A 14,492-nucleotide genomic window follows, 5' to 3' on the forward strand; every position below is an offset into this window, starting at 1 on the left:
AATCTAAAATCTAAAATCTAAAATCTAAAATCTAAAATCTAAAATCTAAAATCTAAAATCTAAAATCTTACTCCTGTCCCCAAGTTGAAGGGCTTTCGCTCCATTCCAACAAAGTCGATTGCTGATCTTCTGTGATATATTGTTTTTGAACTGCTAAACTAAGAAGGTTTTCGTAGTTGCTTAAGGTAAATAAATCAACATTAGCTTCTTTAAAATTTTCTTCGGCAACACCAAAACCGTATGTGAAGATAGCTGCCATACCTTTTATATTAGCACCTTCACTTCTTAAAGCTTCAACAGCCATTAAACTGCTTTTTCCAGTACTAATTAAGTCTTCGACAACCACAACATTTTGTCCTTTTTGTAAAAAACCTTCAACTTGATTTTGTCTACCGTGTTTTTTAGGCTCTGGACGTACGTATACGAACGGAAGACCTAAACTTTCAGCAACCAAAATTCCAACTCCAATGGCTCCAGTAGCAACACCAGCAATCACATCAGGTTTTCCAAATTGTTTTTCGATGTTCTTAGCAAACTCATCACGAACATAGTTTCTGATGCTCGGAAATGAAAGAATTAACCTATTATCGCAATAAATAGGAGATTTCCAACCAGAAGCCCATGTAAAAGGATTTTCGGGATTCAATTTAATTGCATTTATTTGCAAAAGCAATTCGGCTGTTTTTTCGGCAGTATCTTTATTAAAAATCATAGTACAAATGTATAAAGTTTTTGTAAACGACAAACCACTTTTTTTGACAAATGAAATCTCGCGTGAAACAGATTTCCAATTGTTCTTGTTGGAGAGTATTGATATCGAACAGCTTATTATAAAAATTTTTCAAAATAAAATTCAAAAAGCTATTCTATATCATCCCGACGAAAGTGAAATAATGAAAACCCTTAAAGCCAAAATTCCGGTTAATAAAGCGGGCGGAGGCTTTGTCTACAATAAGAAAGGCGAAGTCTTGTTTATCTTTAGAAACGGAAAATGGGATTTGCCAAAAGGCGGAATCGAGAAAGGGGAAGACATTGAAGCGACGGCTATGCGTGAAGTAGAGGAGGAGACAGGGGTAAACCAGCTTCGTATTACGAATAAACTTCAAAAAACCTATCACATCTTTAAACGCAACGGAAAATACAAACTCAAAATCACGCATTGGTTCGAAATGTTTTCCGATTTTGAAGGAACACCACACGGGCAAATCGAAGAAGGAATCGAAAAAGTTGCCTGGTTAAACCCAGAACAAATCAAAGAAGCACTTAAAAATTCTTACGAAAATATTAAATTATTGTTTGAAGAAGACAAAAAAGTTTCAGCAGATTTAAAGACAAAGAAAGAAAACTTAGAATCTTAAAAACTTAGAACCTCAGCATCTCAGAATCTTAGCATCTCAGATTAGGACGTGCCACCAATAAAAGAAAAGACCCAATCAACTTTGCGTTCATTGGGTCTTTTTTTTATTGCTGTCGGGCTATCCGCGCTACTTTGGTAGCTTGCTTCTATCCCTCACGCGGGCACTCGGTTTCAGAAGAATTTTTAGATTATTTAGTATTCTAAGTTTAAGAATTACCATTTAAGCTTGTCAAAAGATTATTGCCATTAAAAACAGCATTAATAACATTTCCATTCTTTTCCGCTTTAATTTCATTTCCGTTTGGACTCAATTCAAAACCTTTTTGAGAAAGATAATTCGTAAAAGCATTTTTATGATTTTGAATTTCAAAAGTCGAAATCAATTCTGGAAAAACGGTCAAAATTCTTGAGAATTCCTCACTTTCAGTATTGTCAATCGAATCATCTTTAAGGGTAACAACCATTGTTCCCTGGCCGTAATTTCCAAGATAATAACCGCTCAAATTAAACATTGTAGTAGCAATCATTCCAATAAGATGTAAATCATTTGGAACAGCGTCAAATTTTCCAACGCTTAATAAATCAATATTATTTTCTTCTCCGTATTTCTTTAATGAAAGCGCTTGTTGCATAACAGATTCTGCGTAACCGCCCGCTTTATTGTCCCAAAGCCAAAGCCAAGTTTCTGACGAATGCGAAAATGAACCCAAAACCTGCATTGGAAAAGTAAGATCATCACCAAAAGTAATTTCTTCTGCGTCCATATTGACATTCCAAGAAAGTCCGCCTGTTACATTGTATAGATTTCTTTGTTTTTCTAAGGCAAGAGCTCCAAATTTCTCTAAAAAATCATTTTCAGAAGTAAAACTGATAGTCTGACTGTTTTGAGTATTTGCTGAAGCTGTTTTTTCTTCTTTCTTTTTGAAGAGATTATCGAATATTCCCATTTCTTGAGGCTTTTAGTGATGTAAAAATTATTGATTTCAAATATATAATTTTAAAAATAAGTAGGAAAATGATTAATTAGAATAATTCATCAATATTTATTGTATTTTTGTTCGAGACGCAATAGCAAAATACATTGCTTGTTATTACCCTAATATTATTTTGAATTATGAGCACACTATCAAAACCAAGCCATATAGGAAGAAAAATAAGCCGAATTCGCGAACTTCGTGACATGAAGCAAGAAGCTTTGGCTCAGGCTTTAGGAACAAACCAACAAGCGATTTCTGCTTTAGAAAACAGCGAAACGATTGATGAAGAAAAGCTGAAAGCTATTGCAAAAGCTTTGGGAGTAAGTGTTGAAGCTCTTAAAAATTTTTCAGAAGAAGCTGCTATTAATTATTTCAATACTTTTAATGACACAAATAATACAGGTGCGTTTAATTTTGGAACAAATAATTGCACTTTTAATCCTTTAGATAAATTGATTGAAGCTTACGAAGAGAATAAAAAACTTTACGAACGTTTGGTTCAAGCTGAAAAAGATAAAGTGGAGTTTTTAGAAAAAATATTGAAGGATAAATAGTTATTCTTTTCACAATATAAAAAGCCTAATAAATTTATGTTTATTAGGCTTTTTTGTTGTTTTTATGTTTATCTTTTTTCTAACGCGAGTGTCTTGCTCGTGCCATTTTTTGAATTTTCTCAGTTTTGTTATCTATCACTTATCGGAACATCAATCCTATCTCGTGCAACGCAATAGCCATCTTTAATTATATAGCATTCAGCATAATGTGCTCCTTCAAAATCCGAGCTTTCTTTTCTTTGATTTTTGCCAAAATTACCATTTATAATTTGCCCTCGTAGACAATTTTTTCTATAGGCAATTTCTCCCTCATTTTTTATTTTCCACAAGACATCGTAAGGTTCAGGCACATCTGTAGTATCAATGAAGAAAAGTAACTTTTTATTTCTAGATAAATACCTCATCATTCTTAATAAGCCTGTTCTGTGACCATTTTGAGTTACTTCACAGTCAATTTTTAATTTATACTTTATGTTGATAGGAAACTTGTCTTCAATATATTCTTCTTGGGGATTATAATTGTAGCTTGATTCCTTAATAGTTTTCGGATATGGGAATGATTTTCCAAAAACCTTTCGCCAAATTTCATAAACGGTATTGTTTTCTCTTTTTTCTATAGCTTCTTCAATAATTGAAAACGCTTTTTTAGCTTTAGATTTAAAATTTGATTTTTTCTTGTATACATGTTGATTGCTTCCTGGTGAATACCAGTAAACTCTATCATCATTTAATTCTTTTAAATACTCAAAAAAATCTCTTACTAATAGATCATAACTTTCATACGTATAATTTTGATAATCGGGATTTTCTTTAAAAAAATTATAGACAAAAGTATCAATTAATAATCCTCCAATTTTTACACCGCTTTTGTTTTTCCATGCTCTTATTATTTTGCATAAAATTATTAAGTTTCCATTGCAGTCAATATCAAAATTTTGCATTTCATCAGATTCTGGAATAGGATTTGTTTTTTTCCAACTTCCTCCATTGTTTGAGTCGGGATAGGTAAAACTTCCATCTTTTTCTTTAAAAGCAGGACAAACTTCAATAAAATCATTTCCAAATTCAATAACAACAACTTGACCATCGCCTCTAACTTCTGATTGTGAATAAGTTTTTAAGATTGAATTTTTCACATCTTGTAATAATTGGCTTTGTTTATTACCTTCTCTATTATTATATTTTGTGTAGGCAGAATCAGGAAGCGTAAATAACAAATCTAGATCACTAACCCCATTTATTGCGGTTCCTCTACCGTAACTACCAACATATGTACCGTTCTCTGAATTTGAATCTATATTATGAAAGTCTAAATTTAATCTTTTTGTAATGGTTGAAAATCTACTTTCAATATTTTCTTCATTAGAAACTGTTAAATTATTTACAAAATCTTGAAACACTTGGGATACATTCATAAAATAAACATGATAAAATTAAAATTAAAGCAACAAGCAGTATAATTTTTAATGAATTAGGTATTTTGTCCTTAAAAAAAGTTAGTTTTAATTCGTTTACAATCCAATCTGTTTGCATTTCATAAAAGAACTTAAAGTGTGCATACCAACTAGACATAAAAACTTGTTTACTAACATTATTACTGTAAAAATCATTTAGAATATTATTGTAAAGAGTTTCATAATTCGAGTACAAAAAATTTGTGTCTGATTTTGCACAGTAATATAAATCTCTTATTGAATTAAATAATTGTGTGAGTCTAATTCCTTCATTTTCAAATTCGCTTGTCTTACTTTTGAATACTTCTAAATACATTATAGCAATACCCACAAAAATTAGTAAGATTGAAAGCTCTTTATTCAAAGGAATATTTTCATATGCAATTTGGATTATACCAACTGCTAATGATATAAATCCTACCCAGCTAGGAAGTTTATTAATTATATCATAAGATGAAAAGTTTTTTTTAGCACCAAATCCTATATCGTAACCTTTTTGAGCTAATGTGTTTAAAAATTCTTCTTGTCTCATTAAATTAAAATGTTAATTTTTGTTGATGGATGATTTTCAAATTTATAAGATTATTAGTGCGCTTTTTTACGGAAAACCGTAAAACTTCAAAATGTTTACAAAACTCGATAAACAGGATACTGCATATTTGCCTTTTCATAATAAACGGAATGCTTATAAATCCAATCCAATTGCGCCTCAGGATTTTTAGCGAAAGCAGTGTCAGATTGTTTTTTAGTTTCTAATTCTGCTTTTAGAGCAGGGTTTTCTTTTAAAAGTTGTGCTGCAGTATCTTCAAAAATATATTCTGAGTAATGTTCTTTTTGCTGTAAAATTGGGTCTAAGAAATTCCAATTAAAGAACGAATCAACGCCTTCTGGTTCAAAAGCTTCTAGAAGATATTTTACACCTTTTTGGTTTGTTGGAACTAGGTAATCTCCTTTGGCGAAAGCCATTTTAATGATTTTAGAAGTTACCGTTGTATTTCGGTGTAAATAATGCCCTTCGTAAGCAGACGGAACGGTTTTAAAGTCGGCAATTCTGTAGCTTTCGACTTCTATAATTGTGTCGTTTTTAATTTGTTTAAACGAAATGTTATTGTTTTTCAAAAGGTCAATAATATTCCAATAACCACGCGGAATGATATAAGCAGACGGAATAACAACTTCTTTTTGCGATTTGAATTCTTTTATATACGGAACATCTTTTTTATACGGTTTGCTTCGGTCGTAATACAAACGATTTCCAGTTGTAGCCTCACTTTTTTTGTAACCTGCTTCATAACCTAAAAACGAAAAAGTTGTCGCTTTTGTGCTGTCCAATTCCCATTTTAAAGTGTATGATTTCTTTGGCAGATATTGTTCTAAATTTTTTACTCGTAAATCTTTTATTTTTTGATAATTCGCATCGGTAAAATCCATAGTCGATTTCATGTATTCGTACGTCATTTTTACGCGTTCTGCATATTTTTTCAGCATGTGCGTTTCCACCACAAAACCAATCGTATTAAATAGGGAAGTATAACCCGTTGTATATCGCGGACTATCAACAAATTGTCCAAAACCTTTGTCTGGCGTATCTTTAAATGAATCGACATAAGGCGTAGTTTCGATTTTCTTTTTCTGAAGATCTCTTACCAAAGCCGGCATCATTTCGTCATTCATAAAATCGCCCAAAACTGTTCCCAATTTGTTGTGCTGCGTCATGATGTACGTCAGTTTATATTGATAATCAGAACCATTACTTACGTGATTGTCGATAAAAACATCGGCATTTATTTTTTGGAAAATCTCCACAAAACTCTTCGTATTTCGAGTATCCGATTTCATTAAATCACGATTCAAATCATAATTTCTGGCATTTCCTCTAAAACCATAAATCTCAGGCCCATCTTGATTCGCACGAGTTGTCGAATTTCTATTTAAAGCACCTCCAATATTATAAACAGGAATGGTAACCAAAACGGTGTTTTTTGGCGCTTTCATTTTTCCTGTTGCCAAATCTCTGTAGAATTGCATTGTGGCATCGATTCCGTCTGGTTCTCCAGCATGGATTCCGTTATTGACAAACAAAACGGCTTTAGTTTTCTGGATTTTGTCAAAATCAAATTCCTTGTCAGGATTAAAAGTTATCATGTGCAAAGGTTCGCCAGAATCGGTCAGTCCCATTTCTTTCATTTGAATCGTTGGGAAATCAGCGGCAAGCATTTTAAAATAAGCAATAGTTTCCTGATAAGAAGCCGATTGATTTCCGTTTCCTTTCTCAAAAAACGTATCGTATTTTTTGTTGTTTTGAGCAGTAATGGTTATAGTGAGAAGTGAAAAGAGAAATGTAAAAAGTTTCATGGTTTTGGTTTTTTGATGATCAAATATAATAGTTTTATTTGTTTCAAGTTTCAGGTTTCAGGTTGATATGCTTGTGGTTAATGGTTTCACGCTGATTTTACAGATTTAAGCTGATTTTATTTTTAATTAAAAAATCTTTTTTGATCTGCCCGAATCTGCAAAATCTGCGTGAAACAGAATCTTTACACACTTTGCAGCTAAATAAACTTGAAACATGAAACAAGAAAAACTTGAAACAACTTTTTTACCTACTTTTGCAAAATGAATAAAAAACACCATTCCAACGATATACTTTCGAATTTAGGGATTCAAAGTCTGAACGAAATGCAAGAAATGGCACACGATGCTATTTTAAACGAAAACAATACTTTATTACTTTCTCCAACAGGATCTGGAAAAACATTGGCTTTCCTGCTTCCTATTTTAGAATTGTTACAGCCAGAAGTATTGTCTGTTCAGTGTTTGATTTTGGTTCCGTCACGCGAACTTGGGCTTCAAATCGAACAGGTTTGGAAAAAAATGGGAACGCAATACAAAGTCAATATTTGTTATGGCGGACATTCAATAGAAACTGAAATTAAAAACTTAAGCAATCCGCCGGCGGTTTTAATAGGAACGCCTGGAAGAATTGCTGATCATATAGAAAGAGAAACTTTTAGAACAGATAAAATTCAGACTTTAATTTTAGACGAGTTTGATAAATCGCTGCAATTAGGTTTTCACGAACAAATGTCGTTTATAATTGGAAGATTATCTAGAGTAAACAAACGCGTTTTGGTTTCGGCAACTTCAGATATCGAAATTCCGAAATACACACGAGTTGTCAATCCGGTTGTTTTGGATTTTATTCCAGAGGAAGAAGAAAAAGCAAATCTTTCGATGAAAATGGTGATTTCGCCAGCAAAAGATAAATTGCAAAGCTTATTCAATTTGATTTGTTCTTTAAAGTCTGAATCGGCAATTATTTTCTGTAATCATCGTGATGCTGCAGAACGTATTAGCGATACTTTAAACGAAAAAGGAATTTATTCGGTGTATTATCATGGCGGAATGGATCAGGAAGAGCGTGAGCGTGCTTTAATTCAGTTTAGAAATGGAAGTGTAACTTATCTTGTAACAACAGATTTGGCTGCAAGAGGTTTGGATATTCCAGAAATGAAACACGTTATTCATTATCATCTCCCATTAAAAGAAGACGAATTTACGCATAGAAATGGACGTACAGCACGTATGCAAGCAACGGGAACGGCGTATGTTATTATTCACGAAAGTGAAAAACAATTAGACTACATTAATTATGAAATGAAGGTTTTGGATGTTGAAGGAAAAGTTTCGCTTCCAAATACGCCTCAATTTCAAACTATTTATATTAGTGGCGGAAAGAAGACTAAACTGAACAAATTTGACATTGTTGGGTTCTTTTCTCAAAAAGGAAAATTAGAGAAAGAAGATTTAGGATTAATTGAAGTTAAAGATTTTGTTTCGTTTGCAGCAGTAAAGTACAATAAAGTAAAAGATCTGCTAAAAAACATTAAAGATGAAAAAATGAAAGGGAAGAAGTTTAAAATCGAAGTTGCCCGTAATGTGATCAAGAAAGTAGAAGAGGAGAAAAGAGGAAAATATTAGTTCAAATTAAATGATTTTTAGTACAAAAATGGATTTTGTATCATGAAATTTTAGTTTTTATCTTATTGTTTTTCAGTGTTTTATTTTTGTGTAACTAACTTTTACAATTTTATGTTAAAAAAATAATGAATTGATAGGGGTTTTTTCAATATTTCTATGTTTTTTTGTGTTCGTAAAATTGTAAACCCCAAATACTATATGAAAAAGATTATTACTCTTGCCGCATTGTTTTTTAGTTTTGTTTCGTTTGCACAGGTTAAGGTTCTAGAAACAGTTCCTGTAGAAAAATTAGGAAAAGTAAACAACAACTACATTCAGAAAATTGGTGACGAATACACTGTGTATTACACTATCGTTCAAAGTGATGATGATTCGACTTTGAGAAAATTTTCATTCAAGAACATAGATAATGCTTATAACTCTTTATACAACATTATCATGGGCGGATTTACAGCTTCTCCGTTGTATGATATCAAATTAGAGTTACCTAACAACTACATTTGGTTACATTACACAGGTAATGTGGTTCCAGACAAAGCTACAGTTCAGTTTATGGTTTCTGGTAAAGAAAGAGACGCAGCAACAAACAACGTTTCTGAGCCATTCGTAAAAGATCAAATCAGTAAATTATTTCAAAAATAATTTTCGATATATGTATAAAAAGCCGTTCTATTTGAACGGCTTTTTTTTAGTTTCAAGTTTCAGTTTGATAAACTTTGTCTTTAATTTTAACGCAAAGCACGCTAAGTTTTTTTACTTAAAGGCTTTTAAAAGCGCAAAGTTCGCAAAGCTTTGTGAATAAAACTTTGCGTAAATGTTTCAAGTTTCAAGTTGATAAGCTTTGCCTTTAATTTTAACGCAAAGCACGCTAAGTTTCTTTACTTAAAGGCTTTTAAAAGCGCAAAGTTCGCAAAGCTTTGAGAATAAAACTTTGCGAACTTTGCGTATACTTTGTGTGCTTTGCGGTTAAATTATGCAGTATTCTAAAACTTAGAATCTTAGAATCTCAGAACCTTAGCAACTTTTTTAAATCTTTTTAACGTACTGCGTAATAATCACAATCTGCTGGCCATCGACTTTTCCTTCAATGTATTCAGCGTTTTCGTGGTCTAAACGGATGTTTCTAACAGCAGTTCCTTGTTTAGCAACCATGCTAGAACCTTTTACTTTAAGATCTTTGATTAAAACTACAGAATCTCCGTGTTGTAGCACTACGCCGTTACTATCGCGGTGAACTAATTTATTTTCGTCATCTTCACCTTCTCCTGTTGCTTTTGCCCATTCTAGCGTATCTTCATCAAGATACATCATATCTAGTAATTCTTGTGGCCATCCTGCAGCGCGCAAACGGCTTAACATTCTCCAAGCAACAACTTGTACTGGAATATTTTCGTTCCACATACTGTCGTTCAGGCATCTCCAGTGATTTAAATCTACGTTGTCTGGATTTTCAATTTGGTCAATACAAGTGTTACAGGCTAATATAGCTTCGTCAATTCCGCCTTTTTTAGTTGGCAGGACTTGATAAACTTTTAAATTTTCTTCGGCGCCACAAAGTTCACATTTAGATCCGCTTCGTTTGCTTAATTCTCTTTCGATGCTCATTATTTATTGTTTGTTTTAAAAATGCGAAATTACTTATAATTTGTTTCGCTGGCAAATATTATTACTTGATGTTGACGGATTAAAATCCGTTTTTGAAATCTGTTTCAAGTCTATGGCTTTTAAGGAGTTTTTATTTTGTAACCCTAACAGCTTCTGGAACCAACATTTCATATTCGCCGCCATGACGCAATACATCACGTACAATGCTCGAACTGATGAATGAAGTACTTGCAGCTGTCAGCAAGAAAACGGTTTCTATTTTTGATAATTTTCTATTGGTATGCGCAATAGCTTTTTCAAATTCGAAGTCGGCTGGGTTACGCAAACCTCTTAGAATGAAATTGGCTTTTAGTTTTTTTGCCAGATCGATTGTTAGACCTTCATAGGTAATAACAGAAATTTTTGGCTCGTCTTTGAAGGTTTCTTCAATAAAGCGTTTTCTTTCTTCTAATGAAAACATGTACTTTTTTTCGGCATTAACCCCAATTGCAATTACAATTTCATCAAATAAAGGAAGTCCTCTTTTGATAATATCTTCATGTCCGAGTGTAATAGGGTCAAACGATCCTGGGAATATGGCTTTTCGCATTTCTTTAAGTTTCTAAGGTTCTGAGATGCTAAGATTCTAAGTTTTATTTGGATGGTGCTGAATCTTAGTTTTTCTTTGTTTTGGAATTTGGAATTTTTTTTTTTTGGAATTTATTTTAAGTTATTCTAAGAGTTTTTATCGCTTCGACCCATTCTTCTCTTTTGCAGATATCACATTTTGCAGTTCCTTTTTTAACTTCTTGTGTGTGTCCGCAGAACGAACAAGCATAGATTCCGTCGGTTGGAATGAATTTGCTCTTAGCATTAAACAAAGAAGGCAAAATAGGCAATCCGTATTTTACTTTTTCATCTGGATAAAAGAACACACTTATTTCGCCACTTGGTTCTATAAAAGCATGTTTTACCTGTCCTAAATGTTCTATTGATTTTACACGAAGTTCTGAGAAAAATTCGTCTTGTGCCAAAGTTTCTTTTTTAAAACTCGATACAGAAAATTTCCCATCATTGATTAAACACTCGGTTTTCCCTTCTATAAATTCTTCGAATTTTTTGCTTTTTCCAGTAAGCCATGTCACAGAACGATACAAAACAATAATTACCAAAAATACAATTGCCGCAGGAACGATGCCAACATCTTCATAAAACATTGGGTCGCCAGCAGCAGAGCCTAATGCAATAATAATTACGGTTTCGAAAATTGATAATTGTTTTACACCTCGTTTACCAGCCAATTTTAACGTTAGCAGCAAAATAGTAAACATTACTGTCGAACGAAATATTACTTCCAAAAGAAAGACTTCTGGCAATTCATTAAAAAATAGTCTATTCCATTCGAAGATTTCTTTCATTTTTTTAAGGTGCTAAAGTTCTGAGATTCTAAGGGACTAATTTTCTTAGGTTTAAAGGTACAAAGTGACAAAGGTTTAAAGTTAAATGGCTTCGACTTCGCTCAGCTTGACAATCGAAAAATTAAGGCACTAAAATCTTAGAATCTTAGCGCCTTAGTATCTTAGCATCTATTTTAAAGCTAACTCAATTGCATTTGTAAACAGATCTTCTAGAGAAATTCCTGCTGCTTTTGCTTGTTGCGGAATCAAGCTTTCTGTTGTTAAACCTGGAATTGTGTTCATTTCCAGCATATGTGGCTCGTCGTTTACGATGATGAATTCGCTTCTTGAGAAACCTTTCATTTTTAAAACTTCGTAAGCACGTTTTGCTGTTTCTCCAACTTTTCTAGTCATTTCGTCAGAGATTCTCGCTGGTGTTATTTCTTGTGATTTTCCTTCGTATTTTGCTTCATAATCGAAGAAATCATTTTCTGATACGATTTCTGTGATTGGAAGAACTTTAATTTCGCCTTTGTAATTGATTACTCCAACCGAAACTTCTGTTCCGTCAAGGAAACTTTCAATAATTATTTCGTTGTCTTCTTTATATGCTACTTCAATTGCGATTGGAAGTTCAGCTTCAGTTTTTACTTTTGAGATTCCGAAACTTGAACCTGCTTTGTTTGGTTTTACGAAACATGGCAAGCCTACTTTTTTAACGATTTCTGCTGTATTAATTTCGTCTCCTTTGTTCAAGTAATAAGAAACCGCTGTTTTGATTCCGTATGGTTTTAAAACAGATAATAAATCTCTTTTGTTGAATGTTAATGCCGATTGGTAATAATCGCAAGAAGATTGTGGCAGACCAATTAATTCGAAATAAGCTTGCATTAATCCGTCCTCGCCTGGAGTTCCGTGAATGGCGTTGAAAACACAGTCAAATGTGATTTTCTCACCTTTTACTGTAACTGAAAAATCATTTCTATCAATTGGAAATTCGGCATCGTTTTGGTCAACGTACACCCATTTTTCTTTGAAAATGTGAATACGGAATCCGTTGTATTTTGTTTTGTCAAGATATTGATACACGACATTCCCGCTGATTAAAGATATTTTGTATTCGCTGGAATAGCCGCCCATGATGATGGCAATGTTTTTCATGTTTTTGTTTCAGGTTTTAATTTGTTTCAAGTTTCAGGTTTTGCCGTAAATCGTTTAAATCTGTTTTGAAACTTTAATTTGATATATGATTTTTTAATAAATAACGTTCTTATGTAACCAAGTGCCCTAGCCCTGATAGAAGCGGCATCTCCCGATTTAGAAAAACAAGGCTTTTTAGCCGTAGTTTTTGTTTATCGGGAATACAGCGGATAGCAGGAAACAGCTCCTGAAAATTATCCTTCGACTTTGCTCAGGATGACAATCATGGCACTTTCTTGTTTTAAACAAAATTATCATTTTTTTTGAAACGAAATACTTTATCTTTGTCGCTATTAAAAATAAATTTATGAGTTTACGTCAGTATTTAACAAGCCGAGTTTTTTTCTTGCAATTGCTTGCTTCGGCAGCAATTATTGCGCTTATTGGTTATTTATTTATGCATTGGTTGACTTTTACAACTGATCACGGACACGAAATTGCTGTTCCGAATTTGTCTAAATTGACTGAAGAACAAGTTGAAGAAAAATTGGATGAACTAGATTTAGATTATGTTCTATTGGATAGTGTTGATTACAGAAGTGAATTCCCAAAATATAGTGTTGTTGAACAAGATCCATTGCCTGGAACAAAGGTAAAAGTGGGTAGAAAAATTTATATTAAGATTAATGCTTCTGGTTTTTCTTCTGTGAAAATTCCAGATTTGATCGAAAAAACATATCGTGAAGCTGTACCAACGTTAAAAGCGTTAGGTTTGGAGCCAGGAACGATTACGTATATTCCGAATCTTGGAAAAGATATGGTTTTGGAAATGCGTTTGAAAGGAAGAAACTTAAAAGTAGGAGATCGCGTGCTTAAAGCTTCTAAAATTGATTTGGTTTTAGGAGACGGAAAAGCAAGTTATGTAGATGATAGTCAGGCAGACAGTACTGCGGTGCCTGTAGAAACCCCAGCTGATGAACAATAATATTGAAGAAAATTTAGATCTAGAAGACGAATTATTCGAACATTATAGATTTGAAGTCCCAAAAGGTCAAGCGTTTTTGCGTATTGACAAATATTTAATGTATTTGATTCCGAATGCCACGCGAAATAAAATTCAGAATGCGGCAACTAATGGAAACATTTTTGTGAATGAAATTCCAGTAAAATCAAATTACAAAGTAAAACCTTTTGATGTGATAACGGTAATGTTGTCGCATCCTCCGTTTGAAAATCATATTCTTCCTGAAGATATTCCGTTGAATATTGTTTATGAAGACGATGCTCTTTTATTGATTAATAAAGAGCCTGGAATGGTTGTGCATCCTGGTCACGGAAATTATACTGGAACTTTGGTAAATGCTTTGGCGCATCATTTTGATAATTTGCCAATGAATAGCAGCGAACGCCCAGGTTTGGTTCATAGAATTGATAAAGATACTTCTGGTCTTTTGGTTGTGGCTAAAACAGAAGCTGCAATGACGCATTTAGCAAAGCAATTTGAAGCTAAAACTACCGAGCGCGAGTATATTGCTCTGGTTTGGGGAAATGTTGTGGCAGATAGCGGTACAATTGAAGGAAACTTAGCGAGACATTTGAAAGATCGTATGCAAATGGCAGTTTTTGATGATCCAGAAATTGGTAAACCTGCTATTACGCATTATAAAGTTTTGGAGCGTTTTGGTTATGTAACTTTGATTTCTTGTAAATTAGAAACGGGTAGAACGCACCAGATTCGTGCGCACATGAAACATATCGGTCATCCGTTATTTAATGATGAGCGTTACGGAGGGCATTTGATTTTGAAAGGAACTACTTTTACAAAATATAAGCAATTTATAGAGAACTGTTTTAAAGCTTTGCCACGTCAAGCGCTGCACGCTAAGACGCTTGGATTTGTTCATCCGAATACGGGAGAATTAATGCGTTTTGATACAGAACTGCCTCAAGATTTTAAGGATTGTATCGAGAAATGGCAAAATTATGTGAAGTCGCATAATGTTGAGGATGAATCGTAATTAGAGAATTAGAGAATTTGTCAATTAGAT

15 protein-coding genes are annotated in these 14,492 nt (G+C 33.2%); 6 read left to right on the forward strand and 9 right to left on the reverse strand.

From position 1 onward, the window contains the following. Positions 1-67: 67 nt before the first annotated feature. Positions 68-712: an orotate phosphoribosyltransferase gene (gene pyrE / locus DM444_RS02340; RefSeq protein ID WP_111283603.1), complete on the reverse strand. Its 645-nt coding sequence runs from the start codon at positions 710-712 to the stop codon at positions 68-70. 7 nt (positions 713-719) lie between these two features. Here pyrE and DM444_RS02345 point away from each other — a divergent pair, with 7 nt between their 5' ends. Beyond that, complete coding sequence (locus DM444_RS02345) at positions 720-1,358, forward strand: NUDIX hydrolase (RefSeq protein WP_111283605.1); 639 nt, start codon at positions 720-722, stop codon at positions 1,356-1,358. A gap of 205 nt (positions 1,359-1,563) precedes the next feature. Here DM444_RS02345 and DM444_RS02350 read toward each other — a convergent pair whose 3' ends face one another. After that, the gene (locus DM444_RS02350; RefSeq protein WP_111283606.1) at positions 1,564-2,304 is read right to left on the reverse strand and encodes a DUF6882 domain-containing protein; all 741 of its coding nucleotides are present in this window, start codon (positions 2,302-2,304) and stop codon (positions 1,564-1,566) included. Positions 2,305-2,471: 167 nt separating this feature from the next. On the opposite strand from DM444_RS02350, the gene DM444_RS02355 reads away from it, so the two are divergent. Continuing rightward, the gene (locus tag DM444_RS02355) at positions 2,472-2,888 is read left to right on the forward strand and encodes a helix-turn-helix domain-containing protein (RefSeq protein ID WP_111283608.1); all 417 of its coding nucleotides are present in this window, start codon (positions 2,472-2,474) and stop codon (positions 2,886-2,888) included. A 128-nt stretch (positions 2,889-3,016) separates the two neighbouring features. On the opposite strand, the gene DM444_RS02360 is transcribed toward DM444_RS02355, so the two are convergent. From DM444_RS02360 to DM444_RS02370, 3 genes are all read right to left on the reverse strand, one after another. Further along, positions 3,017-4,303, reverse strand: a complete 1,287-nt coding sequence (locus tag DM444_RS02360) for an SMODS domain-containing nucleotidyltransferase (protein WP_111283610.1) — start codon at positions 4,301-4,303, stop codon at positions 3,017-3,019. After that, positions 4,266-4,874 (reverse strand): SLATT domain-containing protein, encoded by a 609-nt coding sequence (locus tag DM444_RS02365; protein ID WP_111283612.1) that lies wholly within the window; start codon positions 4,872-4,874, stop codon positions 4,266-4,268. The genes DM444_RS02360 and DM444_RS02365 overlap by 38 nt, the downstream gene beginning before the upstream one ends. Positions 4,875-4,969: 95 nt before the next feature. Continuing rightward, on the reverse strand, positions 4,970-6,697 hold the full coding sequence (locus tag DM444_RS02370) for a M14 family metallopeptidase (RefSeq protein ID WP_111283614.1): 1,728 nt from the start codon (positions 6,695-6,697) through the stop codon (positions 4,970-4,972). 261 nt (positions 6,698-6,958) lie between these two features. Here DM444_RS02370 and DM444_RS02375 point away from each other — a divergent pair, with 261 nt between their 5' ends. Together DM444_RS02375 and DM444_RS02380 are read left to right on the forward strand one after the other, a co-directional pair. Then, positions 6,959-8,323, forward strand: coding sequence for a DEAD/DEAH box helicase (locus tag DM444_RS02375; protein ID WP_111283616.1), 1,365 nt, complete (start codon positions 6,959-6,961; stop codon positions 8,321-8,323). A gap of 198 nt (positions 8,324-8,521) precedes the next feature. Further along, positions 8,522-8,965: a hypothetical protein gene (locus DM444_RS02380; protein WP_111283618.1), complete on the forward strand. Its 444-nt coding sequence runs from the start codon at positions 8,522-8,524 to the stop codon at positions 8,963-8,965. 384 nt (positions 8,966-9,349) lie between these two features. On the opposite strand, the gene DM444_RS02385 is transcribed toward DM444_RS02380, so the two are convergent. From DM444_RS02385 to DM444_RS02400, 4 genes are all read right to left on the reverse strand, one after another. Further along, positions 9,350-9,928, reverse strand: a complete 579-nt coding sequence (locus DM444_RS02385; protein ID WP_111283621.1) for a PhnA domain-containing protein — start codon at positions 9,926-9,928, stop codon at positions 9,350-9,352. Between the two features lie 130 nt (positions 9,929-10,058). Further along, positions 10,059-10,517: a pantetheine-phosphate adenylyltransferase gene (gene coaD, locus DM444_RS02390; protein WP_111283623.1), complete on the reverse strand. Its 459-nt coding sequence runs from the start codon at positions 10,515-10,517 to the stop codon at positions 10,059-10,061. 115 nt (positions 10,518-10,632) lie between these two features. Continuing rightward, on the reverse strand, positions 10,633-11,325 hold the full coding sequence (locus tag DM444_RS02395; RefSeq protein WP_111283625.1) for a DUF421 domain-containing protein: 693 nt from the start codon (positions 11,323-11,325) through the stop codon (positions 10,633-10,635). Between the two features lie 168 nt (positions 11,326-11,493). Further along, on the reverse strand, positions 11,494-12,465 hold the full coding sequence (locus DM444_RS02400) for a D-alanine--D-alanine ligase (RefSeq protein ID WP_111283627.1): 972 nt from the start codon (positions 12,463-12,465) through the stop codon (positions 11,494-11,496). A 346-nt stretch (positions 12,466-12,811) separates the two neighbouring features. Here DM444_RS02400 and DM444_RS02405 point away from each other — a divergent pair, with 346 nt between their 5' ends. Both DM444_RS02405 and DM444_RS02410 read left to right on the forward strand, forming a co-directional pair. Continuing rightward, positions 12,812-13,429, forward strand: a complete 618-nt coding sequence (locus tag DM444_RS02405; RefSeq protein WP_111283629.1) for a PASTA domain-containing protein — start codon at positions 12,812-12,814, stop codon at positions 13,427-13,429. Continuing rightward, complete coding sequence (locus DM444_RS02410; protein ID WP_111283631.1) at positions 13,419-14,462, forward strand: RluA family pseudouridine synthase; 1,044 nt, start codon at positions 13,419-13,421, stop codon at positions 14,460-14,462. The genes DM444_RS02405 and DM444_RS02410 overlap by 11 nt, the downstream gene beginning before the upstream one ends. Positions 14,463-14,492: the final 30 nt, after the last annotated feature.

Source organism: Flavobacterium ginsenosidimutans, assembly GCF_003254625.1.
Classification (GTDB): domain Bacteria; phylum Bacteroidota; class Bacteroidia; order Flavobacteriales; family Flavobacteriaceae; genus Flavobacterium; species Flavobacterium ginsenosidimutans.

What these genes read in the sequence shown, in the direction of transcription:
- pyrE (WP_111283603.1), bottom strand. Translation starts at nt 712, where the DNA reads ATGATTTTTAATAAAGATACTGCCGAAAAAACAGCCGAATTGCTTTTG.
- DM444_RS02345 (WP_111283605.1), top strand. Translation starts at nt 720, where the DNA reads ATGTATAAAGTTTTTGTAAACGACAAACCACTTTTTTTGACAAATGAA.
- DM444_RS02350 (WP_111283606.1), bottom strand. Translation starts at nt 2,304, where the DNA reads ATGGGAATATTCGATAATCTCTTCAAAAAGAAAGAAGAAAAAACAGCT.
- DM444_RS02355 (WP_111283608.1), top strand. Translation starts at nt 2,472, where the DNA reads ATGAGCACACTATCAAAACCAAGCCATATAGGAAGAAAAATAAGCCGA.
- DM444_RS02360 (WP_111283610.1), bottom strand. Translation starts at nt 4,303, where the DNA reads ATGAATGTATCCCAAGTGTTTCAAGATTTTGTAAATAATTTAACAGTT.
- DM444_RS02365 (WP_111283612.1), bottom strand. Translation starts at nt 4,874, where the DNA reads ATGAGACAAGAAGAATTTTTAAACACATTAGCTCAAAAAGGTTACGAT.
- DM444_RS02370 (WP_111283614.1), bottom strand. Translation starts at nt 6,697, where the DNA reads ATGAAACTTTTTACATTTCTCTTTTCACTTCTCACTATAACCATTACT.
- DM444_RS02375 (WP_111283616.1), top strand. Translation starts at nt 6,959, where the DNA reads ATGAATAAAAAACACCATTCCAACGATATACTTTCGAATTTAGGGATT.
- DM444_RS02380 (WP_111283618.1), top strand. Translation starts at nt 8,522, where the DNA reads ATGAAAAAGATTATTACTCTTGCCGCATTGTTTTTTAGTTTTGTTTCG.
- DM444_RS02385 (WP_111283621.1), bottom strand. Translation starts at nt 9,928, where the DNA reads ATGAGCATCGAAAGAGAATTAAGCAAACGAAGCGGATCTAAATGTGAA.
- coaD (WP_111283623.1), bottom strand. Translation starts at nt 10,517, where the DNA reads ATGCGAAAAGCCATATTCCCAGGATCGTTTGACCCTATTACACTCGGA.
- DM444_RS02395 (WP_111283625.1), bottom strand. Translation starts at nt 11,325, where the DNA reads ATGAAAGAAATCTTCGAATGGAATAGACTATTTTTTAATGAATTGCCA.
- DM444_RS02400 (WP_111283627.1), bottom strand. Translation starts at nt 12,465, where the DNA reads ATGAAAAACATTGCCATCATCATGGGCGGCTATTCCAGCGAATACAAA.
- DM444_RS02405 (WP_111283629.1), top strand. Translation starts at nt 12,812, where the DNA reads ATGAGTTTACGTCAGTATTTAACAAGCCGAGTTTTTTTCTTGCAATTG.
- DM444_RS02410 (WP_111283631.1), top strand. Translation starts at nt 13,419, where the DNA reads ATGAACAATAATATTGAAGAAAATTTAGATCTAGAAGACGAATTATTC.